At 66.3% G+C, this 25,558-nt stretch carries 21 protein-coding genes and 2 pseudogenes; 6 read left to right on the forward strand and 17 right to left on the reverse strand.

Annotated features, from left to right (window positions below; translation table 11 throughout):
- The first annotated feature begins 5 nt into the window (after nucleotides 1–5).
- Nucleotides 6–920 (forward strand): epoxide hydrolase family protein, encoded by a 915-nt coding sequence (locus EJO69_RS12745; protein ID WP_484083218.1) that lies wholly within the window; start codon nucleotides 6–8, stop codon nucleotides 918–920.
- Here the strand turns inward: EJO69_RS12745 and EJO69_RS03380 are convergent.
- From EJO69_RS03380 to EJO69_RS03420, 10 genes and pseudogenes are all read right to left on the reverse strand, one after another.
- A pseudogene (locus EJO69_RS03380) lies at nucleotides 892–1,725 on the reverse strand (IS3 family transposase); the annotation flags it as partial. The gene EJO69_RS12745 and the pseudogene EJO69_RS03380 sit on opposite strands and share 29 nt — an antisense overlap.
- Nucleotides 1,722–2,048, reverse strand: a complete 327-nt coding sequence (locus tag EJO69_RS03385; RefSeq protein WP_164519830.1) for a helix-turn-helix domain containing protein — start codon at nucleotides 2,046–2,048, stop codon at nucleotides 1,722–1,724. The gene EJO69_RS03385 and the pseudogene EJO69_RS03380, both read right to left, overlap by 4 nt.
- Before the next feature lie 251 nt (nucleotides 2,049–2,299).
- Nucleotides 2,300–4,822 carry a bifunctional metallophosphatase/5'-nucleotidase gene (locus EJO69_RS03390; RefSeq protein WP_245993744.1) on the reverse strand — a complete coding sequence of 841 codons (2,523 nt, stop codon included), beginning with the start codon at nucleotides 4,820–4,822 and terminating at the stop codon, nucleotides 2,300–2,302.
- Between the two features lie 218 nt (nucleotides 4,823–5,040).
- Complete coding sequence (locus EJO69_RS03395) at nucleotides 5,041–6,282, reverse strand: argininosuccinate synthase (RefSeq protein ID WP_126039231.1); 1,242 nt, start codon at nucleotides 6,280–6,282, stop codon at nucleotides 5,041–5,043.
- A complete protein-coding gene (locus tag EJO69_RS03400) occupies nucleotides 6,279–6,791 on the reverse strand; it encodes an arginine repressor (RefSeq protein WP_126039235.1) in 513 nt (170 codons plus the stop codon). The genes EJO69_RS03395 and EJO69_RS03400 overlap by 4 nt, the downstream gene beginning before the upstream one ends.
- Nucleotide 6,792: 1 nt before the next feature.
- Complete coding sequence (locus EJO69_RS03405) at nucleotides 6,793–7,920, reverse strand: acetylornithine transaminase (RefSeq protein WP_126039238.1); 1,128 nt, start codon at nucleotides 7,918–7,920, stop codon at nucleotides 6,793–6,795.
- Nucleotides 7,917–8,813, reverse strand: a complete 897-nt coding sequence (gene argB, locus EJO69_RS03410) for an acetylglutamate kinase (protein WP_126039241.1) — start codon at nucleotides 8,811–8,813, stop codon at nucleotides 7,917–7,919. Before argB ends, EJO69_RS03405 begins: the two co-directional genes overlap by 4 nt.
- Nucleotides 8,810–9,964: a bifunctional glutamate N-acetyltransferase/amino-acid acetyltransferase ArgJ gene (gene argJ / locus EJO69_RS12270; RefSeq protein WP_164519858.1), complete on the reverse strand. Its 1,155-nt coding sequence runs from the start codon at nucleotides 9,962–9,964 to the stop codon at nucleotides 8,810–8,812. Before argJ ends, argB begins: the two co-directional genes overlap by 4 nt.
- Nucleotides 9,961–10,995 carry an N-acetyl-gamma-glutamyl-phosphate reductase gene (gene argC, locus EJO69_RS12275; protein WP_245993746.1) on the reverse strand — a complete coding sequence of 345 codons (1,035 nt, stop codon included), beginning with the start codon at nucleotides 10,993–10,995 and terminating at the stop codon, nucleotides 9,961–9,963. Before argC ends, argJ begins: the two co-directional genes overlap by 4 nt.
- A 128-nt stretch (nucleotides 10,996–11,123) precedes the next feature.
- Nucleotides 11,124–11,579 carry a carboxymuconolactone decarboxylase family protein gene (locus EJO69_RS03420; protein ID WP_126039244.1) on the reverse strand — a complete coding sequence of 152 codons (456 nt, stop codon included), beginning with the start codon at nucleotides 11,577–11,579 and terminating at the stop codon, nucleotides 11,124–11,126.
- A gap of 55 nt (nucleotides 11,580–11,634) precedes the next feature.
- Between EJO69_RS03420 and EJO69_RS03425 the strand changes: the two genes are divergently transcribed.
- The 3 genes from EJO69_RS03425 (at nucleotide 11,635) to EJO69_RS03435 (ending at nucleotide 14,682) form a co-directional block, all read left to right on the forward strand.
- The gene (locus EJO69_RS03425; RefSeq protein ID WP_126039247.1) at nucleotides 11,635–12,591 is read left to right on the forward strand and encodes a quinone oxidoreductase family protein; all 957 of its coding nucleotides are present in this window, start codon (nucleotides 11,635–11,637) and stop codon (nucleotides 12,589–12,591) included.
- A gap of 175 nt (nucleotides 12,592–12,766) precedes the next feature.
- Complete coding sequence (locus EJO69_RS03430) at nucleotides 12,767–14,122, forward strand: hemolysin family protein (protein WP_126039250.1); 1,356 nt, start codon at nucleotides 12,767–12,769, stop codon at nucleotides 14,120–14,122.
- The gene (locus EJO69_RS03435; RefSeq protein ID WP_245993748.1) at nucleotides 14,119–14,682 is read left to right on the forward strand and encodes a YbaK/EbsC family protein; all 564 of its coding nucleotides are present in this window, start codon (nucleotides 14,119–14,121) and stop codon (nucleotides 14,680–14,682) included. Before EJO69_RS03430 ends, EJO69_RS03435 begins: the two co-directional genes overlap by 4 nt.
- A gap of 7 nt (nucleotides 14,683–14,689) precedes the next feature.
- Here EJO69_RS03435 and EJO69_RS03440 read toward each other — a convergent pair whose 3' ends face one another.
- The 5 genes and pseudogenes from EJO69_RS03440 to pheS all read right to left on the reverse strand — a co-directional run bounded on the left by EJO69_RS03440 (nucleotide 14,690) and on the right by pheS (nucleotide 20,964).
- Nucleotides 14,690–15,451, reverse strand: a complete 762-nt coding sequence (locus tag EJO69_RS03440; protein ID WP_126039253.1) for an SDR family NAD(P)-dependent oxidoreductase — start codon at nucleotides 15,449–15,451, stop codon at nucleotides 14,690–14,692.
- Nucleotides 15,448–16,602: a glutamate--cysteine ligase gene (locus EJO69_RS03445; protein WP_245993750.1), complete on the reverse strand. Its 1,155-nt coding sequence runs from the start codon at nucleotides 16,600–16,602 to the stop codon at nucleotides 15,448–15,450. Before EJO69_RS03445 ends, EJO69_RS03440 begins: the two co-directional genes overlap by 4 nt.
- A 4-nt stretch (nucleotides 16,603–16,606) precedes the next feature.
- Nucleotides 16,607–17,326, reverse strand: a complete 720-nt coding sequence (locus EJO69_RS03450) for a glutamine amidotransferase-related protein (protein WP_126039259.1) — start codon at nucleotides 17,324–17,326, stop codon at nucleotides 16,607–16,609.
- Nucleotides 17,323–19,880, reverse strand: a pseudogene (gene pheT / locus EJO69_RS03455) (phenylalanine--tRNA ligase subunit beta). The gene EJO69_RS03450 and the pseudogene pheT overlap by 4 nt, the downstream one beginning before the upstream one ends.
- Nucleotide 19,881: 1 nt before the next feature.
- A complete protein-coding gene (gene pheS, locus EJO69_RS03460; protein ID WP_126039262.1) occupies nucleotides 19,882–20,964 on the reverse strand; it encodes a phenylalanine--tRNA ligase subunit alpha in 1,083 nt (360 codons plus the stop codon).
- Nucleotides 20,965–21,254: 290 nt separating this feature from the next.
- On the opposite strand from pheS, the gene EJO69_RS03465 reads away from it, so the two are divergent.
- Both EJO69_RS03465 and EJO69_RS03470 read left to right on the forward strand, forming a co-directional pair.
- Nucleotides 21,255–21,464 (forward strand): CsbD family protein, encoded by a 210-nt coding sequence (locus tag EJO69_RS03465; protein WP_126039265.1) that lies wholly within the window; start codon nucleotides 21,255–21,257, stop codon nucleotides 21,462–21,464.
- Between the two features lie 166 nt (nucleotides 21,465–21,630).
- Entirely contained in the window at nucleotides 21,631–21,951 is a 321-nt protein-coding gene (locus tag EJO69_RS03470) for a hypothetical protein (RefSeq protein ID WP_126039268.1), read from the forward strand.
- 67 nt (nucleotides 21,952–22,018) lie between these two features.
- On the opposite strand, the gene EJO69_RS03475 is transcribed toward EJO69_RS03470, so the two are convergent.
- Together EJO69_RS03475 and iolD are read right to left on the reverse strand one after the other, a co-directional pair.
- A complete protein-coding gene (locus tag EJO69_RS03475; RefSeq protein WP_126039271.1) occupies nucleotides 22,019–23,515 on the reverse strand; it encodes a CoA-acylating methylmalonate-semialdehyde dehydrogenase in 1,497 nt (498 codons plus the stop codon).
- A gap of 165 nt (nucleotides 23,516–23,680) precedes the next feature.
- A complete protein-coding gene (gene iolD, locus EJO69_RS03480; protein ID WP_126039275.1) occupies nucleotides 23,681–25,558 on the reverse strand; it encodes a 3D-(3,5/4)-trihydroxycyclohexane-1,2-dione acylhydrolase (decyclizing) in 1,878 nt (625 codons plus the stop codon).

The following is a 25,558-nucleotide window of genomic DNA, read 5'->3' on the forward strand; positions in this document are numbered from 1 at the left end:
TCGCCGTGCCAGACGAGGTACTTGACGACCTCCACAAGCGGCTCGCCAACACTCGATTTCCCGCGTCGATAGAAGGTGCTGGATGGTCCTACGGCACCGATGTCGGGTATCTCCAGAGTCTGGTCGACTACTGGCGCACCGATTTCAATTGGCGTGAAGCCGAGCGGCGTCTGAACGAACTCCCGCAGTATCGCGCGCGGATCCAGGACGTCGACCTCCACTTTGTCCACGTCCCTGGAAAGGGACCGGCTCCGACGCCGCTCCTGTTCGTGCACGGTTGGCCAGGATCCTTCTCGGAGGTTTCCAAGATCATCGGCCCGTTGACCGATCCGGCGGCACACGGCGGCGATCCGGAAAACTCCTTCTCCGTGGTCGCGCCGAGCCTCCCAGGCTTTGGATTTTCGTCAGATATCGGACGTCCTGGTATGAATCCGGGCACCATGGCGGAGATACTCGCCGAGCTCATGACGGACGTTCTCGGTTATTCCGAATTCGTTGGGCAGGGCGGCGACTGGGGTTCTACCGTCCTCACCCGACTCGCGCACGCGCACCCCGACCTCGTGACCGGCCTGCACCTTAACTACAGCTCGGTACAGCCCAGCATGATCGATGCTGCCCCGCTCAGCGCAGCCGAGCAGCAGTACCTCAGTGCGAACCAGGAATGGAGCGCGCGCGAGGGTGCGTATAACAGTCTGCAGTCGACGAAGCCCCAGAGCCTCGCAGTCGCACTCAACGATTCGCCCGCGGGGCTCGCGGCGTGGCTGGTGGAGAAGTACCGCAGCTGGTCGGACTGCAACGGTGATGTTGAAAGCTCGTTCTCGTCGGACGAACTGTTGACGCAAGTGATGATCTATTGGGTGACCCAGTCCATTGGACTGCGAGGGCGTGGGTCCGGTATTCGATCGGGCTCATGCCCTTGAGCGTTAGGGATAGTCGCTGGGTGTTGTACCAGGCGATATAGGTGTGCAGGGCTGATTCGAGAGCGGCGATGTCGTCGTGGGTGTCGTGGTGGAACATCTCTTCCTTGACGTGTCCGAAGAAGTTCTCCATCACCGCGTTGTCCAGGCAGTTGCCCTTGCGTGACATCGATTGCCGTGCCCCTGCGTTGGCCAAGGCAGCACGCCAGGCTCCATGCTGGTACTGGAATCCCTGGTCTGAATGGACAAGCACAGTCGCTCCTGGAGGCAGGGCGCTGAGCGCGGCTTTAAGCGGGGTCAGGGTGAACTCCACTGTCGGGCTGGGACCGATCGAGTAGGACAGCACCGAGCGGTCGAAGAGATCCATGATCGGTGACAGATACAGCTTGTCGGCTCCGATGCGGAACTCGGTGACATCGGTGACCCATTTCTGGTTCGGCTCGGTGGCGGTGAAGTCCCGATTGAGGACATTGTCCGCGATGGTGCCGACCTGTCCGCGATAGCTGACATACCGTTTCCGTGATCGGGTCTTGCACTTCAACCCGAGCTCGCGCATCAGTTTCCATACCGTCTTCTGCGATATCTGCATGCCGCGGCGGTGAAGTTCCAGACGAATGCGTCGGTGCCCGTACCTGCCCTGCCTGCTGGAGAAGATCTCCGTGATCAAGGCTTTGACTGCAGCGTGGCGGTCGGGACGGTTCAATGCGCGCAGATGGTAGTAGAACGTGGACCTGGGCAGGCGTGCGATCTCCAGCAGCACCGCCAGATTGTAGTCCGACTTGAGGGTGGCGACAGCGAGGGTTCTCACCTGTGCCCCTGATCCCTCAAGTCCCGCAATTTTTTCAGGTACGCGTTCTCCGCCCGCAACCGCTCGTTCTCCCGCTGGACCTGCTCGAGCTCACTGAGCTGGCGCGGCGGAGCATCATCGTCTTTACGTGGACGGCCTTTGGGCTTGGGTCGAAGGCCGGCCTCACCCTCATCTCGATAGCGACGCACCCATGCATCGATGAGCTTAGGAGAGGACAGCTGGAACTCCTGAGCCAGGGCTGGTTTCGACTCCCCGGCCAGGACACGCTCTACGACGACCTTCTTCTTCTCATACGAGTGCTGAGTCCTGGTTGGCTTGTTCATGAGGCACAATCTGCCATGGATCCGCCACCGGTCATAGAGCCGCGCCACGCGACCTTCAGGCACGCACAGCCGAGTCGCAACAAACCATGCGCCGTAGCCCCGTTCGAACAAGCCAACAGCCTCTTCACGCTGCTGTGGCGATAACAAAGACCTCAAATACATGAAATACTCCCCGGAAATCGGAACTGACTTCTACAGTCCAACTTCCGGGGAGCACTTCAGATTGCCCCGGCCCCTCCTGTTCTGGTCGGTCAGCGAACCACGCGGTTCACACCGGGTGTGTCAATGCCATCGCCGTTCCAGTCGCCGACGAGGACGGAGTCGCCTGCTCGACCGTAGACAAGGGTCGTGTCGGCGCTTCCACCCGTGTGGGCGTTGTTGATGTAGAAGACGTTGCCGCGCACGAGCGTGATCGTGTCGGCGCCGTCCCCATCGAAGTCTCCCGCGAGCGCCCGGTCACCGAGGCGGCCATAGGCGTAGGAGGTGTCGGCGATGCCGCCGCGCAGCTCGTTCGAGACGAAGAACGTCGTGCCGCGGCGAACCGTGATCGTGTCCGAGCCGGACGCGTCCCAGTCGCCGACGAGCGCCTCGTCGCCGACTCGACCGTAGTCGAAGACGGTGTCGGCGGCGCCGCCGCGCAGCTCATTCGCGATGTAGTACGTGTTGCCACGACGCACCGCCAGGGTGTCACCGCCGGTGCCATCCCAGTCACCGACGACGACCTCGTCCCCGACACGGCCATAGTTGAACTCGTGGGTGGCCCGGCCGGTGGCGAGTGCATCGTTGAGGAAGAAGGCATTGCCGCGGCGGACGCCGAGCGTGTCCTTCCCGTCACCGTTCCAGTCGCCGACGAGGACCTCATCGCCGATGCGGCCGTAGGAGAACGCGTCGTCATGGGTGGTCGAGGTCCAGCTGTTCGAGAGGTAGAAGACGTTGCCCTTCGGTGCCGGTCCGGGCTCCTCCGGTTCGGGGGTGACGACGGTCGAGGACGAGACCGTCCAGTTCTCGACGAAGAAGTCGGCCGGATCGATCGTGCCGGCCTCGATCGCCCAGTCGATCATGAGGTCGCGGATCGCCTTCTGCTCGTTGTAGACGACGGGAGCATCGACGACGTGCGGGTAGCCGCTGCCGCCGGACTGGCGGTAGTTGTTGAGGACGAGCACCATCCGGTCGTCGTCGCCGACCGGCGTTCCGTCCGGGTAGGAGAGGTTCTCGATGCGCTCGCCGACCGGCTTGGAGATGTTGATGTGGTAGTCGACGCCGGCGAGGATGTCGTAGGCGTAGTCGGGGATGCCACGGGTCTCTCCCGGGTACAGCGCGTTCGTCACGTCGAACCAGTCGGTGATCTCAGCGTCCTCCTCGACCTGCTTGTAGTAGCGGGCGGCGTACTCGAGGTAGTCGCGCACCTGCTCGCCGGTGAGCTCAACCGCCATGAGCGTGTTGTCGTAGATGTAGAGGGCTGCCATGTCGGCCACCGTCACGTCACCCTCGCGGAAGATCGCCGTGCGGGAGAACGGGGCCGCTGCTGAGAGGAGCGGCAGGTCCGCGTAGTCCGTCCCGGCGAGCGCGCGCTCCGCCTCGTCCATCTGAACCCGGGAGATGAAGTCGACGATCGCGGTGTCCTCGTAGACGGACGTTGCGGCCGACATCGTCTCGGTCGCCTGCGCAACGACCTGCGAGACCCACGCGAGCGTCTTGTCATGCCAGGGCGCGATGACGTCTTCGATTGCGGGATCCGGTGCGTAATCGGGGGCGCCTACGGCAACCGCGGTCGGCTTGACCGTGTCTGACCAGATGACCTCGGGCGCACCGTCGGTGTCGAGCTGGAGCGGGATGTCGACGTTCGACAGGAAGCGGGCATGGTAGCCCGGCTGAGTGAAGAGCACCTGCTCACCGTCGGCGTTCTGGAAGTACTCCTGGACCTTGTCCAGGCGGTGGGAATGCCCGCCGACGATGACGTCCACCCCACTCGTCTGCCTCGCGATCGAGGTGGCGACGTTCTCCTCGAGATCAGCGGGGTCCCATACGTAGCCCTCTGCGTCGAGACCGGTGTGGGCGAGGACGACGACGACATCTGCGCCTGCCTCCTCAACCTCCGGGACGAATTCCTGGACGGCGAGAACGGGGTCCTCGAAGGTGAGCCTGTTTTGCACGTGGAGCCGGTCCCAGATGCGGACACCGGGGGTGACGACGCCGACGACGCCGATGTTGACCTCTTGGCCGGCGGTCGACGTCTTCGTCACCATCGTCCACGGCTCGAGATAGGGGTCGCCGGTGTCCACGTCGATGACGTTCGCTCCCAGCAGCGGCATCTCCAGGTTCATCTCATACTGGGCGAGATCCTCGAGTCCGTAGTTGAACTCGTGGTTGCCGACGACGCCGGCGTCGTAGCCCAGGTGGTTGAAGACGGACGCCATGGGATCGACCGTGTCACCCGCGCGCTCCGAGTGGTAGACGCTCTCAAGTGGATTGCCCTGATTGGCGTCACCATTGTCGAGCAGAATAACGGATTCCGCGCCCTTCTCGGCGCGGATCTCGGTGATGGCAGTGGACAGGCGATCCATACCGCGCGCGTTTTGGGCGTTCGACGCTCCGAACGTCGTTCCGGTGAAGTAATCCCAGTCGAGCGCGGTTCCGTGAAGGTCAGTCGTGGCCAGCAGGGTGAGGCTGTCCTCCGGCGCCTCCATCTTCCGGATTTCGGCGTGGGCTATCGATGGTGTGAGGGCGACAGCGGCTGCAATGCCGGCCACCCCCAGTGATCTGGATAATCTCATTGGTCATACTCCTTCGTTGAGACCAAGGGAAACCCGCGCGCGTGTGCGGGTGGGCACGGGTCTCCAGCCTAAAGTCTCACAACTCCAGCGTCCACCGATTTCGGTTGTATACCCATGGCAGGGACCGCGGCAGGACCGAGTTCGACCAGGGCGTCCGGCACGCAGTCGCCCCGCCACGCAGAAGGGCGGCGGTCCGAAGACCGCCGCCCTATGCTGGATCAGCTGAGAATCGACTCCCCCAACGCCTCACCGTGGCCGAACGCCACGTCACGGGCTGCTGCGAGCTTCGACGGGAGGCCCGTGATCTCGATGAAGCCGCGGGCCGCCGACTGGTCGAACGTATCGCCCGCGTCGTAGGTCGCGAGGTTGAAGTCGTACAGCGACGTGTCGGAGCGCCGTCCGGTCACGGTGGCGCGGCCGCCGTGGAGCGTCATCCGCACATCGCCGGACACGTAGCGCTGGGTGTCGGCGATGAACGCGTCGAGGGACTTCTTGAGCGGCGAGAACCACTGGCCCTCGTAGACCATGTTGGTCCACTGATCGGACACGGTCCGCTTGAAGCGTGCCTGGTCACGGTCGAGGGTGACGTCCTCGAGCTGGCGGTGCGCCTCGATGAGGGTCATCGCACCCGGGGCCTCATAGATCTCGCGCGACTTGATGCCGACCATGCGGTCCTCGACGATGTCGATGCGGCCGATGCCCTGGGCGCCGGCACGCTGGTTCAGCTGCTGGATGGCCTGCAGGGGGGTGACGCGGGCGCCGTCAATCGCGACCGGGATGCCCTCCTCAAACGTGATGATGACCTCGTCGGGCAGGGGCGGGTACGTCGGATCGTCCGTGTACGAGTAGACGTCCTTTGTCGGTGCGTTCCAGATGTCCTCGAGGAAGCCGGTCTCAATGGCGCGGCCCCACACGTTCTGATCGATCGAGAACGGGTTGCTCTTCGTCGTCTCGATGGGGAGGCTGTGCCTGGTCGCGTACTCAATCGCGAACTCGCGGGTCAGCGCCAGGTCACGAACCGGGGCGAGGCACTGCAGATCCGGGCCGAGGGAGGTGATGCCGACCTCGAAGCGGACCTGGTCGTTGCCCTTGCCCGTGCATCCGTGGGCCACCGTTGTCGCGTTGAAGCGGCGTGCCGCCGTCACGAGATGCTTGACGATGATCGGCCTCGAGATCGCCGAGACCAGCGGGTACGCATCCATGTACAGGCCGTTGGCGGCGAGCGCCGGCATGCAGTACTCCTCCGCGAACTCGTCGCGGGCATCGGCGATGTAGGCTTCCACAGCTCCGCAGTCGAGCGCGCGCTGGCGGATGACCTCAAGGTCTTCGCCTCCCTGCCCGACGTCGACGGAGACGGTCACCACTTCGGCGCCGGTCTGTTCCGCGATCCATCCGATTGCGACGGAGGTGTCGAGCCCACCGGAGTAGGCGAGGACGACACGATCCTTGTGTTCGCTCATGCGTTATTCTCTTTCTCTGGTGACCGCTGTTCGGCCAGATGTAGAAGGTACGTTGCCAGTGATGTCGCCCGATCTCCGGAATCGGTGACGAGGAGGACGGTATCGTCGCCCGCGACGCAGCCGAGGACGCCCTCGAGGACTGCGCGGTCGACTGAGGAGGCGAGGATCTGTGCGGCGCCGGGCGGAGTGCGGAGCACAACCTGGTTGAAGGCGACCCTCGCGGTGAGCAGGAAATCGCGGCAGTAGCGCTCGAGATAGTCGCGCGCGGCGACCGTCGCATCCGGCATGTCATCCGGGTTCGGCAGGACGTAGGCCTGCCGGCCGCTGCTGAACCGGACCTTCGTCGCCCTCAGGTCGTCGAGGTCGCGGGACAGCGTCGCCTGGGTGACGACGATTCCGCGATCGGCGAGCTCGACCCGCAGGGCCTCCTGTGACGCGATGTGGGAGGTGTTGATGATCTCGGCGATCACAGCGTGACGGGCGGCCCGAGTGGTCGGCGTCGTCTTCACGTCATCCCCTCAGGTCCCGCAGGGTCTCGACGAAGGGCTCGAGATCGGTCGGGGTGATGATGAGGGGCGGAGCGATCCGCAGCGTGTCCTCACCGGTGGCGTTGACGATGAAGCCGCGCTCCCTCATCTGTCCCACCAGTCCGGGGGCGTCCTGGACCGTGATGCCGAGGAGCAGGCCGGCGCCGCGAACCGCGAAGCCCGCATTCTCAATGGCCTGCCTCAACCATGCACCCGTCTCCGCCACGTTCTCGAGCAGCCCCGCAACGCGGTCGATGACGGCCAGGGAGGCCGCCGCGACAACGGGGTTGCCGCCGAAGGTGCTGCCGTGGCTGCCGGGGGTGAACAGCTCGGCGGCCGGGCCGGTCGCGATGATCGCACCGACCGGCATGCCGCCGCCCAGACCCTTCGCGAGGGTGACGACGTCGGCCTCGATGTGCTCAGTATGGGCGAACCAGCGTCCGGTCCGTCCCATGCCGGTCTGGATCTCGTCGACGACGAGGAGGGCGCCGACGCGGTCCGCCGTCCGCCTCGCGGCAGCGAGGAACTCGGGGCTGAGGGGGACGACGCCGCGCTCGCCCTGAATCGGCTCGATGAAGATCGCGGCGACATCATCGCCGAGGGTCTCAAGGGCCTCGACGTCCGTGCTGATGAACCCGCATCCCGGGATCTGCCCGAAGGGCTCACGGATGGCGGGCTTGTGGGTGATCGAGAGGGCACCCAGGGTGCGGCCATGGAAGCCGCCCTCGAGGGCGATGATCCGCCCGCCGGGCTTGTGCAGCATGGCGAGCTTCATCGCCCCTTCGTTCGCCTCCGCGCCCGAGTTCGCGAGGAACACCTTGCCGGAACGGCCGCCCTCGCCGACAAGGAGGTCGACCAGCTTCGCGGCCAGCGCGATCTGCGGCTCGGTCGTGAAGAAGTTGGAGACGTGGGCGAGCTTCGCGGCCTGGTCCGCGATCGCGCGCACCATCGCCGGGTCCGCGTAGCCGAGGGCGTTGACGGCGATGCCGGCGAGCAGGTCGAGGTGCTTCTTCCCGTCGGTGTCCCAGACGTAGGCGCCTTCGCCTCGGTCCATGACGAGCGCGGGGGTGCCGAAGGCGTTCTGGTACACCTTCTGGTAGGTCTCAATCATTCGTTGTCCTTCGTGACGAGTGTGCCGACTCCGGCATCGGTAAAGATCTCGAGAAGCATGGAGTGGGCCATGCGGCCGTCGATGATGTGGGCGGCCTCCACTCCGGCGTCGATGGCATAGAGCGCCGCCTCCATCTTCGGCTTCATCCCCGCATCGAGGGACGGCAGGAGCTCGCGCACCTGCTCGGCCGAGACGGTTGGCGCGAGGGAGTCCTTGTTGGGCCAGTCGAGATAGAGACCCTCGACATCGGTGAGCATGAGCAGCTTGCTCGCACCGAGAGCACCGGCAATTGCGGCGGCCGCGGTATCGGCGTTGACATTGAGGATCCCATCACCCTCAACATCGGTCGCGATCGTCGAGACGACCGGGATGCGGCCGGCGTCGAGCAGCTCGAGGATGCCGGCGGGATTGACGTGGTGGATGTCCCCGACCTGGCCGAGGTCGATCTCCTCGCCCTCGATGGTCGTCGTGCGCTTCGTCGCCGTGAGAAGGCCGGCATCCTCCCCCGACATGCCGACCGCGTAGGGCGCATCTCTATTGATGAGGGAGACGAGTTCGCGCTGCACCTGGCCGGTCAGCACCATTCGGACGATGTCCATCGCCTCCGGAGATGTGACCCGCAGTCCCCCGCGGAATTCCGACTCGATGCCGAGCCGACCCAGCATCGAATTGATCTGGGGTCCGCCGCCGTGGACGATGACGGGGCGAAGCCCGACATGGTGGAAGAACATGACGTCGTGGACGAAGGCCTGCTTGAGCTCGTCATTGACCATCGCGTTGCCGCCATACTTGATGACGACGGTCTGGCCGGCGAACTCCCTGATCCAGGGCAGTGCCTGAACCAGGACCTCCGCCTTCGTCTGTGCTGCCTGCAGCCTGTCGAGAATGCTCATGTTGTGTACGCCGAATTCTCCGTGACGTAGTCGTACGTCAGGTCGTTGGTCCAGATCTGTGCCGACTCCTCGCCGGAGCCGAGCTGAAGCTCGATGATGACGTCCCTCTGGGCCGCCATGTCGACCTCGTCGCGCCTGCCGGTGTCGACACCGTTCTGCGCGACCGGGACGCCATTGATGATGACGGCGAGGTCGGCCGGATCGAAGGGGGCCACCGCCTCGGGCACCGTGCCCGCCGCGGAGATGATCCTGCCCCAGTTGGGGTCGTTGCCGAAGATCGCGCACTTGAAGAGGTTAGACTGGGCGATCGCGCGGGCGACCGCGAGGGCACCCGCTGCGGTGGCCGACTTCGTCACCCGCAGGTCGATATCGTGGCTGGCACCCTCGGCGTCGGCGATGATCTGCCTCGCGAGGTCCCCGCACACCGCCCGCAGGCCCGCCTGGAACTCGTCCGGATCGGGTGCGATTCCGCTTGCTCCGGACGCAAGAAGGAGGACCGTGTCATTGGTCGACATGCAGCCATCGACGTCGATCCTGTTGAAGGTGAGGTCGACGGCGACCGCCAGTGCGTCCTGTGCCGATGTGGGGTCGAGGACGGCGTCGGTCGTGATGACGCACAGCATGGTCGCCATGCCCGGAGCGATCATGCCGGCGCCCTTCGCCATGCCGCCGATCCGGAAGCCCGCCGCGAACTGCGCCTCTTTCCGCTTCGTGTCCGTCGTCATGATCGCCTCAGCGGCGGCGGAGCCGCCGTCCTCGCTCAGCGCCGGGACGGCGCTGATGACGCCGGTGACGAGGGGCTCGGCCGTGAGCGCGGTCCCGATAACGCCGGTCGAGCAGATGGCGACGTCATGGACGTCGATGCCGAGACTGTCGGCAGCCTGCTGCGCGGTCGCCTCCGTCACCGCCATGCCGCCCGGTGTCGCGACGTTGGCATTGCCGGAGTTGAGAACCACGGCCCGAATGGTGCCATCCTCGATCGCGCTCTTCGTCCACGTGACGGGCCAGGCGACGACACGGTTCGTCGTGAACACGCCGGCGGCCGTGTGGTGGGGCCCGTCGTTGACGACGAGAGCCAGATCGGGCCTGCCCGATGCCTTGAGGCCGGCGGTGACGCCGGCGGCGCGGAAGCCGAGGGGATACGTGATCATGGCGCGACTCCGATGCTGGTCAGGCCCATCTCCTCGGGGAGTCCGAGGGAGAGGTTGAGTGCTTGGATGGCGGCGCCCGCGGTGCCTTTGACGAGGTTGTCCAGCGTGCAGACCGCCGTGAGCCGCTCGCCCTCCCGGTCGAGGACGGCATGGACGAGAGCTGTGTTGGCGCCGATCGTGACCGCCGTGTTCGGCGGGGTCGGCGACCACCGGACGAAGGGTTCGCCGTCGTAGGCCGAGCGGTAGGCGTCGGTCACGTCGGCCGCGGTCGTGCCCGGGACGACGGGAATCGACACGGTGGCGATGATGCCGCGGACGACGGGGGCGAGCACCGGGGTGAAGGACAGGCCGCCGAGCGTGCCTCCGGCCAGGCGGAGGTTCTGCATGATCTCGGGGATGTGGCGATGGGTGCCGCCGACGGCGTACGGGTTGAGATTGCCAACCGCCTCGGAGGCGAGCAGGTGGGGCTTAAGGGCCTTACCGGCTCCGGAATAGCCGACGGCGAGCACGGCGACGATGTCGTCGCCGGTTGCGATCCCTGCACTGACGGCGGGCTGCGCGGCAAAGGTCACGGCCGAGGCGTTGCATCCCGGGGCAGCGATGAGGCTGGCGCCGGCGAGGATGTCGCGCTGGTTCCCGTCGGTGCGGATGAGCTCCGGCATCGCATACGCCCACGGCTCGGACCACCCCTCACCGTAGTAGGCCGCCCAGTCGGCACTGTCCAGGAGGCGGTGGTCCGCCCCGAGGTCGACCATGCGCACGTCCGGGTTGATCTCGAGGATCTCGGCCGTGAGCCGGCCCGACGCTCCGTGGGGTAGTCCGAGGATGACGACGTCGGAATCGGCGAGGATCTCGGGATCGAGACCGACGAGCTCGCGATCCGCCAGCGGCGCCAGGTGCGGCTGGTGATCGCCGAGTGGACCTCTCGAGGAGTGGGCCGCGAGCGCCCCGATCTCGAGCTCCGGGTGGGCAAGGAGAAGGCGTAGAGCCTCTCCACCCGCATATCCGCTTGCTCCTGCAACTGCTGCCATGACCATGCGAATAACTATACGCCGGCATGTATTGAATGTGGAAATCCAGTTCTGTTAGCCCGGTTACACCGTACGCGCCGGAGCCGGACCGCGCGCCGGGATCCCGCCCTGCGGGACGGCGGGAACGGCTATCTCACCGGGTGACCGGAGACGATCGAGATCCGATTGAAGGTGTTGATCGCCGCTGCGACCCAGGTTGCGGCCGAGAGCTGCTCCGGCGTGAGCACGGCGGCGGCCTCCTCGTAGCGCTCGTGTGCGTCGCGGGGCTGGGGAAGGTCCGTCACAAGCTCGGCGACCTCGAGGACCGCGCGCTCCTCGGGCGTGAAGATCTCGGAGTCGCGCCACGAGGGGATGACGGCGATCTTGACCGAATCAAGGCCTGCTCGCACCAGCTGCGGGACGTGGGCCTTGAGGCAGGCAGGGCACGCGTTCATCTGTGAGCAGCGGACGTTGATGAGCTCGACGAGATCCCGCCCGAGACCCGCCTCCTCGGCGGCCTTTGTCGCGGCCCGGGCGAAGCTGAGCGCCGACCGGTTGACGATCGGGTGCTCCTGGTCGATGTAGAGGCGACGCGATGATTCCATGGATCTCTCCCCAGCACGAGATTTTCCCCCTAGTCTATGGCCAAGGAGGAGAGCGATGTTTGCGATACAGGTGAAAGCGTCAGGCGGTCCCGAGGTCCTCGAGTGGGTGGAGGTGCCCGATCCCGTCCCGGGTCCAGGAGAGCTCCTTGTCGAGGTCGACTATGTGGGCCTCAACTTCATCGATACCTATGAGCGAAGCGGCGTCTACAGCGTCGACTACCCCTTCACCCCCGGCAAGGAGGGTTCCGGCCGCGTCATCGGCCGCGGCGACGACGTCGAGGGCTGGTGGGATGGGACGCGCGTCGCGTGGGGAAACGCCGCAGCCTCCTACGCGCAGAAGGTTGTCATCCCGACCTCCGCGGCCATGTTCATCCCCGACGACGTCGACATGGACACGGCGGCCGCGCTGCCGCTCCAGGGGATGACGGCGCACTACCTCATCCGGTCCGTCTTCCCCGTCGCGGCCGGCACGACGATCCTCCTCACCGGTGCGGCGGGCGGAGTCGGCAGACTCGCCGCCCAGCTCGCGTCCGCACGCGGGGCGACGACGGTGGGGACGGTCGGCTCCGCCGAGAAGCTCGCCTTCTCCCTGGCGACCCACACGATCATCGCCGGCGAGTGGGCATCGGTGCCCGAGCGGGTCGAGAGCCTCGTCGGGAAGGTCGATGTCGTCTACGACGGGATCGGCGCCGATTCCTTCGACCACACGATCACGTGCCTGCGCCGGCGGGGCCTCATGTGCCTCTTCGGCGGCGCGTCAGGGCAGGTCCCGCCCTTCGATCTGCAGCGGCTCAATCGGCTGGGCAGCCTGTTCGTCACCCGGCCGACCCTCGCCCACTACCTGGGCGATGAGCAGGACTGGCGGTGGGGCGAGCTCATGGGCCACGTCTCCACGGGCTTCCTCGACGTGCTCATCGGCCGGGTCTTCCCGCTGTCCGAGGCGGCTGCCGGCCACGCCCATATCGAGTCGGCCCAGTCCGTCGGCAAGACTCTCTTCAAGGTCAGCCGGTAAATCGTCCTTCGGCCCCGTTCGTTATTCTCTTCACGCGGAACCGTGCATCCCTGGCGGTGAAGTCCGTTGCCGTTACTATGGTGCTCGTGGATAAACCTCCGAATTCAGACCCTGACAGTTCTAAGACCATCTTGCCCGGCCTGAAAACACTCATCCCGAGTGAGGTGGTCTTCTCATGAGCGATCTTCTGCTCGACATCGCTATGGTGTTCCTCTTCGTCATCATCGGCGGCGTCTTCGCCGCATCGGAGATGGCCCTGGTCTCGCTGCGCGAGAGCCAGCTGCGCCGCATGGAACGCGAATCCAAGCCCGGCGCCAAGGTCGCCGAACTGGCCCGAGACTCGGGCACCTTCCTCTCGGCCGTGCAGATCGGCGTCACCTTCGCGGGTTTCTTCTCCTCCGCGTTCGGTGCCTCCACGCTCGCACCCCAGCTCGTCCCCGTCCTCGAGGACATCGGCGTTCCGACCGGCGCCGCCTCCGGACTCGCCCTCGTCATCCTCACAATCCTCGTCTCCTACCTCTCTCTCGTGCTCGGCGAACTCGTTCCCAAGCGCATCGCGCTCTCCCGCAACGAGGGCACCTCGAAGGTTCTCGGCCCGCCGCTCGCGAAGTTCGCCGTTCTGCTCAAGCCCGTCATCTGGATCATCGATAAGTCGTCCCGCGCTGTCCTCCGCCTCATGGGGATCAACCCCGACGAGGACGGCTCGGCCATGAGCGACGAGGAGGTCCGCGACATCGTCGTCAGCCACGAGGGCTTCGATCGCTCCGAGAGGGACATGGTCGAGGACGTGTTCCAGGCCTCGAACACCCTTCTGCGCGAGGTCATGAAGCACCGTCGCGACGTGACGGCGATCCGGGACGACGCGACGCTGGGCGAGGCCATCGCCGCCGTCCGCGACCACCCCTACTCCCGCTACCCCGTCTTCCACGACGAGATCGACGACGTCGTCGGCTTCGTCCACATCCGCGACCTCTACGAGGCGTGGCACGCATCGTCGGATGACGGGCCGATCGACTCGATCATCCGCGAAATCCTCATGGTCCCCGGTACGTCAACGATCATGCCGGTCATGAACCAGATGAGGTCATCGGGTCACCACATCGCCGTCGTCGTCGACGAATACGGCGGGACGGACGGCCTGGTCACCCTCGAGGACATCATCGAGGAGCTCGTCGGCGAGATCTGGGACGAGTACGACTACGAGCAGTACCGCGAGGAGATGAAGCTGCACGAGTCGAAGATGTTCGATGGGCAGACCTCGCTCGAGGACTTCGCGGAGCGCTCGGGCATCACCCTCCCCGACGGCCCCTACGAGACGATCGCAGGCTGGATGCTGTCCCACATGGGCAGGCTCGCTCGGACCGGGGACATCGTCCCCATCAACCATCACTTCACCGAGGATGACGAGGACGACAGCGTCACCATCCGCTATCAGCTCGAGGTGGCCGCGGTCGAGCACAACCGCATCACCGCCATCAAACTCCGAAAGACCACGGTCCCCCACGAGAGCGAGGAGGAGACCGCCCCGTGACGCCGAGGTGGACGCCGGCGATCGAGAACACCCACCTGCTCGCACCCAGCGTGGCCAACTCGATCCTGGCGTTCGGCGCCCAAAACCCGGAGATGGCGAGGCACATCCTCGTCTCAGAGATCAATCCCAACCACGCGGATACTGCGGCGCTGACCCTCGGCACCGCCCTCTTCGATTCGGTCAACTGCGTGATCGTCGCGGGCCGGCGGAACGGCGTCGAGAGGCTGGCGGCCTGCTGCGTGCGGGCCACCACCCGCGCCAACGTCAACCACACGATCAAGCGGAGACTCGACGTCCGCAAGTGCTCATTTCTCCATATGGAGGACGCCGTCGAACGGACCGGGATGGAGTTCGGCGGCATCACACCGCTCGGACTCGACAGCACCTGGCCCGTGTGGCTCGACACGCTCGTGCTCAACGGCCCCGCCATCATCGGCTCGGGCCTGCGCACGTCAAAGATCAAGCTCCCCGGCACGGTCCTCGCCCAGTTTCCTGGATTCGAGGTGATCGACGGGCTCGCCATCGACCCCGTCACGGCGGCCCAGGCGGACCGCCCCTGAGTCCCGCTCAGTCCTGCCAGGGCGTGAGGCGCAGCCTGCGCTCACCGGGGCCCGCACGTCGCGCGGCACGCACCCGAAGCTCATCGAGCGAGTCGACGCCTGCACGGATGTGGGTGCCCGCAAGCCCATCGAGCTCGCCATCGGCAATCGCCGCGATGATGGAGGACACCTCGGAGGGGTCGGTCCACTGGCTCCTGCCGTCGTGCATTCTCATCCCCAGGGTCATGTCGGTCTGGACGACGCCGGGGGCGACTTCGAAGACCATGAGACCCCTGCCGTGCCCGGCCTCATGGAACGACCCGCCAAGCCTCATGAGGGCGGTCTTCGAGACCCAGTAGTCGGCGGAATCCGCGCGGTCGGTGACGGCGGCGCCAGACGACAGGTCGACGATGCGGCCGCCCCGGTCGAGCATGGCCCGTGCCGCTGCCGAGGACAGGATGAACGGGGCGAGGACGTTCGTCATCAGCGTCTGCGCGAACTCCTCCGGAGTGATCTCCCAGGGCAGGCGCTCCGTTCCGGATACACCTGCGTTGTTGACGAGCATGTCGAAGTCCGCGACCTCCGTCGCGAGACGGACCGCGTCCTCCGTCAGTGAGAGGTCCGCGCTGTGGAGGACCGTGGCGGCGCCGGCGGCGCGGCACAGTGCCTCGGTCTCCTCGAGCGCGTCGACGGAGCGCGCATGCAGGTGCAGCTCCCGGCCGGGCCGTGCCAGCGCCTCGGCAATGGCGCGACCGATGCCGCGCGAGGCTCCTGTGACGAGGATCTTCATCGGGGTCCCTGCCTCTCGAGGACGGTGGCGGCCGAGGGCAGCGGCTTCTCGGCCTTCATCTCCGCCCTCATGTGTTCGACGACGGCATCGAGCGATCCGCCGTGCCGCTTCGCGACCTCCGTGAAGCGCTGGTAGGCGGCACCGATCTCGAGGATGTCGGTGAGGCCTGCGAGTTCGTCGAGGCAGCCGAGCCTCTCGGCCGTCGGCTCCAGAGAGACGAGCATGTCCTTGACCGTGTCGGCGACATGCTCCTCGTTGCCGTGCCGGTCGACGATGAGGATCGCGTCCATCCCATAGCGGGCGGCGCGCCACTTGTTCTCATCGACGAACCACTCGGGCATCGTCGGCATGTCGCGGCCGGCATCCAGCTCGGTTGAGAAGTGGTCGATGAGGCAGTGGATGAGGGCGGCGATCGCGCGAAGCTCGTGGAGGTTCGTGTTCGCGTCCGCCACTCGCGTCTCGATCGTGCCCCAGCCCGGCGAGGGGCGAATATCCCAGCGGACCTCGTTGAAGTCCTCAATGACGCCCGTCTTCTTCAGATCGGCCGTGTACCGCTCGAGCTCGTGCCATTCGATGAACTGCCGGGGCGTCCCCGCCGTCGGAAGCTGCTGGAAGACCATCGCCCGGTTCGAGGCGTACTGCGTGTGCTCGCCGGCCCAATACGGTGAGGACGAGGATAGCGCCTGGATATGGAAGGCCCTGCTCAGCATGGCGCGGACGATCGGGAGCACCTTGTCGCGCCGGTCGATGCCGACGTGGACGTGGGTGCCGAAGAGCAGCATCTGCCTGCCCCAGTACTGGGTGCGGTTGACGAGCTCCTCGTATCTGGCCGAATCGGTGACGCGCTGGTAGGCGGGATCCGCGAAGGGGTGGGATCCCGCGGATGCGATGTCAATCCGGAGAGGGTCGGTCACCTCTCGGAGTCGCTCGGCGCCGCGGATGAGGTCATCGACGCAGCCATTGATCGTCGTGTGGACGCCCGAGGTGATCTCGATCGTGTTGAGCAGCATCTCGGCGTGGATGAAGTCATTGTCCTTGAGCTGCTCCATGACGAACCCGGCCGCCTGACGCAGGTCGTTCGAATCCTTGTCGATGAGCTGCAGCTCCCACTCGATGCCAACGGTGGACTGGGCAGACGTAGCGAAATCCATGGGCTCAGCTCCGATATCGGTCGATGAAGGTTGGGAGGATGCTGTCCTCAGTGTAGGCATTCATACACTCCGCCATCACCTTGTCGTGCTCCTCGGCGTCATAGTAGACCCCGCCGTAGAGCCCGATGCGGACCCGCGCCCCGTCCCGGCTGATCTCGGGATGGAACTGCGTGCCGTAGACGTTCTCCGTGATCCTGCCCATCTGGACCGGGACGATATCGGAGCTCGCGAGGACCGTCATCGACTCTGGAACGCGGCCGACCGACTCGGCGTGTCCGACATAGCTGCGGAAGCTCGGCCCGAGGTCTCGCAGGAGCGGATCGGTCAGACCCTGTTCCGTCACCGTCAGAGCGGGCGCCGAGATCGGCTCGGCATGAGCCCGCGTGAGACTGCCGCCCGCCCGCAGGGTCAGCACCTGAAGTCCGTAGCAGAGCCCGAGCGTCGGGTAGTCGCGATCGATGATCTCATCGCACAGGTCGGCGAGCTTCTCCTCGACTGTGATCTGCGCGGTCGTCTTCGCCTTGTCCGCCGTCATGATGTTGTAGGGCGATCCGGAGATGAGCACGCCGCTGTAGTCATCGAGACGCGGCAGCGGCCCGGGCAGATCGAGGCGATGGCTGACGAGCTCATCGGCCTCGATCCCTCCCCGGTCCAGCATCTCCTGCCGCTCCATGTCGGCGATCGTGCCCATGGGTCGGCAGACGAGGAGGAGGAATGGCCTCACGCGCGAAGGGATGCCCCGACCGCCTTCCCCGCGCGCTTGACGATCCGCGAGCGGATCGCGGCGGTCTCCTCGGCGGTCAGCGTGTGATCCGCACGGAACTGAAGCGCGTAGGCGAGAGACTTCGTGCCCTCCGCCATCTGCTCCCCCGTGTAGACATCGAACAGCGTGACGGACTCCAGTGCATCGCCCGCGGCGGCGCGGATGATGGCCTCGACCTCGGCCGAGGTCACGGAGTCAGCGACGACGAGGGCGATGTCCTCCTTCGCGGCCGGGTGCGTGCGCACGTGGCCGACAGCGATCGGCGCGTCGCCGCGCACCGCGTTCATGGCGTCCGTATCGACCTCGAAGGCGATCGAGCGGGCGGGCAGCTCGACGGCCGTGCAGACAGCCGGTGCCAGCTCCCCGGCGTAGCCGATGATCGTGCCATCCGCCTCAATCCGTGCGCACCTGCCTGGGTGGAACGGGGCACGGGTGTCGGCATGGACGGTGACGGCAAGGCCGATGATCCGGCTGATCGAGCGGACCGCTTCAACAGCATCGCGCCAATCCCACACGACCGGGTCGAAGCCGGCACGTGCGCCGAGAGCGCGGGGCACGGCAACGCCGGCGACGTGGTGGGGTTGACTGGGGATCGCCGCCTCGAGGGCGGCGAGCTCCTCGTCCGAGGGCTTGACCCCACCCGGCAGTGCCGGGGAGGGGGTGATGCCGGCGGGGCGGGTGACGAGCCCCGCCTCGATGACGGCCGTGCCCGCATTCTGACGCGCCACGTTGAGGGCCGCCGTCCGCAGGAGCGAGTCGAGGATCGAGGTCCGCATGAGCGGGACGTCATCCTGAAGCGGGTTGCGCAGGCGCAGGGCTGTTCTGCGCTCATCGTCCTCGCCGATGCCCTGATCGTCGTGGATCGAGGAGCTGACGAACGGATAGGAGAGAACCTCGGTCCACCCCATCTCCGCAAGCGTCCGCATGATGTCCCTGCGGCGTCGCTGGGAGTCGGTCAGTCCCCTCCCTGCGGGAGCGGCCGGCAGGAGGGTGGCGATCTCGTCGTAGCCGATGAGGCGGGCCACCTCCTCGACGAGGTGGGCGGGGCCGACCAGGTCGGGACGCCAGGTCGGCGGGATGACCTCGAAGTCGTCGGACACGGCGCAGCCGATCTGGCGGAGGATGCCGGCGACCTCGGCGGGCGTCGGGGTGAGCCCGGTCAGGCGCGTGACCTCGGCCGGGTCGAAGACGATGCTCGGCATCGGAGTCGTCTCGTCGACGTCGGTGACCTCGTCGGAGGCGGTGCCGCCGCCGTACTCGACAAGCAGGTCGACGACCCGCTGGGCGGCGACGTCGGCGATCCGGGTATCCACGCCGCGCTCGAAGCGCTTCGAGGCCTCGGACGGCAGGCGGTGGCGGCGTGCGGTGCGGGCGATGCTCGTCGAGTCGAAGTGCGCGGCCTCGATGAGGACGTTGACCGTGCCGTCGCCGATCTCGGTTGACTCCCCGCCCATGACCCCGGCAAGACCGAGGATCCGCTCACCGCCGGTGTCGGTGATGAGGAGGTCCTCCGGGTGAAGGGTGCGCTCGACATCGTCGAGGGTCGTCAGCCTCTCCCCGCCCGTGCCCGGCGCACGACGATCGGGAGATTCATCAGGTCGAGGTCGTAGGCGTGGAGCGGCTGGCCGAGGTCGAGCATGACATAGTTCGTCACATCGACGGCCAGGGAGATTGGGCGCATGCCCGCCTCGGTGAGGCGGTCCCTCATCCATTTCGGACTTGTCGCCGTCGGATCGATGCCGCGGACAGCGCGGGTGGCGAACCGGTCGCATCCCGCACGGCCGTTGATGGGAGCAGGATCTGACAGGACGACGTTGGGCTCACCGGAGGGTGCGGGAATGGCGCTGCCGAGGTTCTCCGGCAGGCCCGGATCCGTGAACCGGGCACCGGTCGAGTGGGCATATTCGCGGGCAACGCCCCTCATGGAGAAGCAGTAGCCGCGGTCCGGAGTTACGTTGATCTCGAGCGTCTCCCGGCCGAGGCCCAGATGCGGCATGACATCCTCGCCCACTGCCGGAATGTCGGCAATGGCCGCGTCGTCGCCGCTTGTCGCGAGGACGATGATGCCGTCGTGGTCAGTCCCGAGGCCGAGCTCCGCCATCGAGCAGATCATGCCGTCAGAGACGTGCCCATAGGTCTTGCGGGCCGAGATCGCGAAGCCGCCGGGCAGGACGGCTCCCGGGAGAGAGACGACGACATAGTCGCCCTCATTGAAGTTGTGCGCGCCGCAGATGATGCCGCGGGAGGGGACATCGGCGGGTTCACGGCCCTCGCCGGGCTCGTCATTGAAGTCGCCGACATCAACCCGGCAATAGTTGATCGTCTTACCGTTCTTCTGCTCCTCCTTGGAGATGGAGAGTACCCGGCCAACGACGATGGGGCCGGTGATGTCGCCGCGGTGGATCTCCTCCTCCTCAAGGCCAACCTTGACGAGGTCGGCCGCGAGCTGGTCAGCGGTCAGCCCCTCGGGGGTCTCGACGTGGGCGGAGAGCCAATCGATCGGGATGAGTGGCATGTCAGATGCTCCTTCCGTTGGTCGAGAACTGTGCGGAGAACCGGACGTCCCCTTCGACCATGTCGCGCATGTCGGCAATGCCGTGGCGGAGCATGAGGGCGCGCTCGATGCCCATGCCGAAGGCGAAGCCCGTGTACTCGTCGGGATCGATGCCCGCAGAGCGAAGAACATTGGGATTGACCATGCCGCAGCCGCCCCATTCGATCCAGCCCGCGCCGCCCTTCTTCTGGGGGAACCAGATGTCGAGCTCCGCGCTCGGCTCGGTGAAGGGGAAGAACGAGGGACGCAGGCGGGCCTTGGCATCGGGGCCGAAGAGCGCCTTCGCGAAATGATCGAGCGTGCCCTTGAGGTGGGCCATCGTCAGCCCCCTGTCAACGGCGAGGCCCTCGATCTGATGGAACACGGGGGTATGCGTCGCGTCGAGCGCGTCCGTGCGGAAGGTCTTGCCCGGCACGGCGATGTAGAGCGGAACGCCGCGGGACAACATCTCGTGTGCCTGAACCGGTGAGGTGTGGGTGCGCAGGACGAGGCCCGGCTGCGGATCGACTTCGCCGCCGTGCTCGACGCCCTCCACATAGAACGTGTCCTGCATCTGGCGGGCCGGATGGTCGGGGCCGAAGTTGAGGGCATCGAAGTTGAACCACTCATGCTCGACCTCGGGGCCTTCGGCGATGTCCCAACCCATGGAGATGAAGAAGTCGCTGACGTCCTCGAGCAGAACCGTCAACGGGTGGCGCGCACCGAGCGGGGTCCTGCGGGTCGGCACCGTCACGTCGACGGTCTCCTCCTCGAGAACCCGGCGGGCCGCCTCCTCCTCGAGGCGCGCGGTCGCCTCCGCGAGCGCGGCCTGGAGGGCCTTGCGTGCCCCTCCCATGATCCTGCCCGCAATCGGCTTGTCGGCCTTGTCGAGCTCCTTGATCCTCTGGTTCGCGATCGTGATGGGAGCGTGGTCGCCGCTGTGGGCGAGCCGCGCCGCCTTCAGCTCTTCAAAGGTCGTCGACGCATGGAACGCGGCACGTGCCGCGTCGACTGCTGCCGCCACTCCTGCTTCATCGCGCGGGTCGAGCCCCGGTGCCTCAGACATATCTGCCTTTCATTCTCACTATCACTCGCCATCCTAACGCGCGCCCGCGGTCGGCTCCGCATCGACTCGTCACCCGGACCGCCCCCGTTCCGCCCCGTGCCGTGGACCTCGGGGGGAGCCCAGCACGGGCAGACACCCGAGCGCGACGAGGCGATACCGAACTGGACCCCAGCGCCAGATTCGCTGGGAAACCGCTGGTAGGAGCCTCCTCTCCGAGCGTAATGACACTGCACATCCTCACTCACCACCGCACACTGGTTATGTACATCACCTCAACGAAGGAGAATTCCATGGGTGTAGGAGACAAGGCAGACAACCAGTTCGAGGACCTCGGCGGCAAGGCCAAGGAGGGCGTCGGCAAGGCGACCGGAGACGAGAGCCTCGAGCGCGAGGGTCAGGGCGACCAGCTGAGCGCGAAGGCGAAGAAGGTCGGCGAGTCCGCGAAGGACTTCGCGAAGGATGCCGGCGATAAGGCCAAGGACCTCTTCAATAAGAAGTGATCATCCCCGCCGTGTGCGGAGAGGAGGGGGCGGGAACCGAATCGGTTCCCGCCCCCTCTCTATGCTCGCCTGATGCCCGCGCCCGCGCCCGCGCGACGATCAGCCGCTCGCCGATTACGACCACAACCCCCTGCGCGAGCGCGCTGATCGCCGCTAGCCTTCACACATGAACATCACACAGGCCACATGGACCACAGCGAATAGGCTGCCCGGCGTCACCTTCGCCGTCCTCAACTCCGGCCAGTTCGCCGCTGCCCACGTGATGGTCGACGTCGCGCGCCTCGAGAAGGGTGCGTCGCTCCCGCTCAACCTGCGCGGTCGACATCGTCGCCTCTTCGTCGTGTCGGGCCACGGCCGCGTCGTCGGCGCCGATGACGTCGAGCATGCGATCGGTCCCGACACCCTCGTTGAGTGGGAGCGTGCGGAGGCCCAGGCCGCCTGGGCGGACAGCGACATGGTCGCTGTCATCGTTGAGGAGCACAGCTGACGCTGGACCGACCGCACGCCGCTCAGTCGCAGTCGGGCAGGTCGGCGACGACCTCCCTCGAGGGCGGTCAGTCCTCCCGGCGGAACGACATCGTCGCGCTGTAGGCGCCCGCCTCCGAGGGCCAGCGTGTGGTGATGGCCTTCGCGCGGGTGTAGAAGCTCACCCCTTCAGGGCCGTGGATGTGCCGGTCTCCCAGGAGGGATTCCTTCCAGCCACCGAAGGAGTAGTACGCAACGGGGGTGGGGATGGGGACGTTGATTCCGACCATGCCCGCCTCGACATCGAGAGTGAACCTGCGGGCCATGCCGCCGTCGTTCGTGAAGATTGCGGCGCCGTTGCCGAAGGGCGAGGAGTTGACGAGGCTGATCGCCTCCTCGTAGGAGCCCGCCTCGATGATCGTGAGAACGGGCCCGAACACCTCCTGTCGGTAGAGGTCGCTGGCGGTCGATGCACCGGTGACGATCGTCGGCCCGAGGAAGTGCCCGGCCTCGCGCCCCACAACCGTGAGGCCCCGACCGTCGAGGACGACTGTCGCACCACCGCTCTCGGCGTCGTCGATGAGGCTGATGATGCGCTGGCGCGCGGATGCCGAGATGACCGGACCCATCTGCACGCCCTCGACCATGCCATCCCCGACCCGGATCGTCTCCGCGTGGGTCTTGACGAGCTCCGCGAGCCGGTCTCCGACACCGCCGACGGCGACGACGACGGGCAGCGCCATGCACCGCTCCCCCGCTGCCCCGAAGGCGGCGGCAGAGATGTGGGTCGCCGCGAACTCGAGGTCGGCGTCCGGCAGGACGATCGCATGATTGTTGGCCCCGCCCAGGGCCTGCACCCGCTTGCCGTGGGCTGTGGCGGTGTTCTGGATGATGTGGGCCACGGGCGTCGAGCCGACGAAGGAGACCGCGTCGATGTCGGGATGCTCGAGGATCCGGGTGACGATGTCGCGCTCGCCAGAGACGACGTTGAAGACGCCGTCCGGCAGCCCGGCCTCTTTGTACAGCCGGGCGATGATGAGCGACGCGCTCGGGGTCTGTGCGGCGGGCTTGAGGATGAAAGCGTTGCCCGTCGCTATCGCGATCGGGTGCATCCACATCGGGACCATGACCGGGAAGTTGAACGGGCAGATCCCCGCGACGACACCGACCGGCTGGCGGATCGAGTGAACATCGACGCCGGTTGAGACATCGGAGGAGTATTCCCCCTTGAGCGCCGATGCGATCCCACAGGCGAAGTCGAGGGTCTCTCGGCCGCGCTGAATCTCTCCGATCGCGTCCGAATAGTCCTTACCGTGCTCGGTGACGATTGCGCGCGCAATCTCGTCCTGGTGGGCGAGTACCAGCTCCCTCATCCGGAACATGATCGCCGTGCGCTTTGCGAGGGGGGTCTTCGCCCATTCCCGCTGTGCCTCTGACGCGGTGCGGACCGCATGATCGAGATCGACCCCCGACGCCTCGAGAAGCTCGCCGATGATCTCACCGGTCGCCGGGTTCTCGACTGGAATCCGGCCCGCCGGGTTGCCAGCGTACTGCTCGCCGCCAATCCACTGCTGAATCGTCCTCATGTCGGAGCTCCTTCGCTCATTGCCGCCGGCACCGCGCACCGGGGATCAAATGTTCTGACAAATATCTCAAAACTCCGGCCCAGTTTCAAACATAAGCGCTGGCATCTTGAGACTGTCGGCCATCACGAGACGCATTGCCACCGCCGCAGGGTCCAGCCGGGAGGCTCAGAACCACCTCTGCTCGCGCTTCGCCTCGACGTAGGAGGCACGGGCCTTCTGCGTCGATTCGATGCGGGACACCTCCGAGACCGGCACATCCCACCACGAGGTGCTGGGCGGGTTCGGGCCGGTGGGGTCCGTTTCGATGTAGATCATCGTCGCCCGGGTCGACGCCTGTGCGGCACGGTAGGCCTCCCTGAACTCGTCAATCGTCGCCACCCTGAGGACGTGGACACCCCAGGACTCCGCGTTCTTCGCCAGGTCGACCGGGACGAGGTCACCATCATCCGTGTGGGACCCACCCATGCGGTACCGCGTGCCGAACCGCTGCGAGCCCACGGACTCCGAGAGCCCGCCGATCGAGGCGAAGCCGTGGTTCTGCAGAAGCACGACGATCACCTTGAGACGCTCCTGCACAATGGTCGCGAGCTCCATCGGCAGCATTTGATACGTTCCGTCGCCGACGATGGCGACGACCTCAGAGTCGGGACGCGCCATCTTCACGCCCATGGCAGCAGGGATCTCGTACCCCATCGCTGAGAACGCATACTCAACGTGGTATTGCACCGGCGTCCTCGCGCGCCAGAGCGCCTGGAGATCGCCCGGCATCGAGCCCGCCGCATTGATGAGGACGTCGTCATCACCCATCATCTCGTTGAGCGCACCGAACACCTCGATCTGGGCCGGCAGCGGATCATTGCGCGTCGAATAGCACTCGTCGGTGACCTTCTGCCACGCCGCCCGCTCCCGCTCGATCCTGTCGGCGTACTCGGTGGAGACTCGATGGTCACCGAGTGCCGCGGTCAGGTCCGCCAGCGCCTCCCGCGCGTCCGCGACGAGCATCTCCGCGCCGTTCTTCACGGCGTCGAACGGCTTGACGTTGATGTTGAGGAAGCGGACGTTCGGGTCCTTGAACTGCGTGCGCGACGCTGTCGTGAAATCTGAGTACCGGGTGCCGATGCCGATGATGAGGTCCGCCTCTTCGGCGAGATGGTTGGCCGAGGCCGCACCTGTCGAACCGACTCCGCCGACCGACTGCGGGCTCTCGAAGCTGATGGCACCCTTGCCCGCCTGGGTATCGGCAACGGGGATCCCCGTCGCCGCCGCGAAGGCCCGCAGCTCCTCCGCTGCCTCGGAGTAGATGACGCCGCCTCCCGCGATGACGAGTGGGCGCTCCGCGGATCTGATGAGGTCGATGGCGCGGGCAAGGGCCGCCCTGTCCGGGCGGGGGCGGCGTACGTGCCAGACGCGCTGTGCGAATGCGTCGGCGGGGAAGTCATAGGCCTCGGCCTGAACATCCTGTGGCATGGCGAGGGTGACCGCGCCCGTGTCGGCAGGGTCCGTCAACGCCCGCATGGCCTGCATGAGCGAGGGCAGGAGCTGCTCGGGCCGGTTGATCCGGTCGAAGAAGACGGAGACCGGCCGGAATGCATCATTGACGGAGGTGTCGAGAGTCTGGGGGTTCTCCACCTGCTGGAGGACGGGATCGGGGATCCGGTTGGCGAACTGGTCCGAGGGCAGAAGCAGAACCGGCAGCCGGTTTGTCGTCGCGACCGCCGCGCCCGTCACCATGTTGAGGGCACCGGGCCCGATGGACGAGGTGCACGCCATCGTCTGGAGCCTGTTCTTCGCCTTCGCGAAGGCCGCCGCGGCGTTGACCTGGCCCTGTTCGTTTCGCGGCATGTAGTAGGGCATCGACCCGCCGTCCGGTGCCGGGTCGATCTCGTTCTGGAGCAGAGCCTGGCCGAGCCCAGCGACATTGCCGTGCCCGAAGATTCCGAAGGTGCCGGCGAAGAAGCGCTGGGTGTGCCCGTCCCTCTCGACGTACTGGTTGATGAGGAAGCGGATCGTCGCCTGCGCGACCGTGAGCCGGATCGTCTCCAT

It is taken from the genome of Flaviflexus salsibiostraticola (assembly GCF_003952265.1).
GTDB lineage: Bacteria > Actinomycetota > Actinomycetes > Actinomycetales > Actinomycetaceae > Flaviflexus > Flaviflexus salsibiostraticola.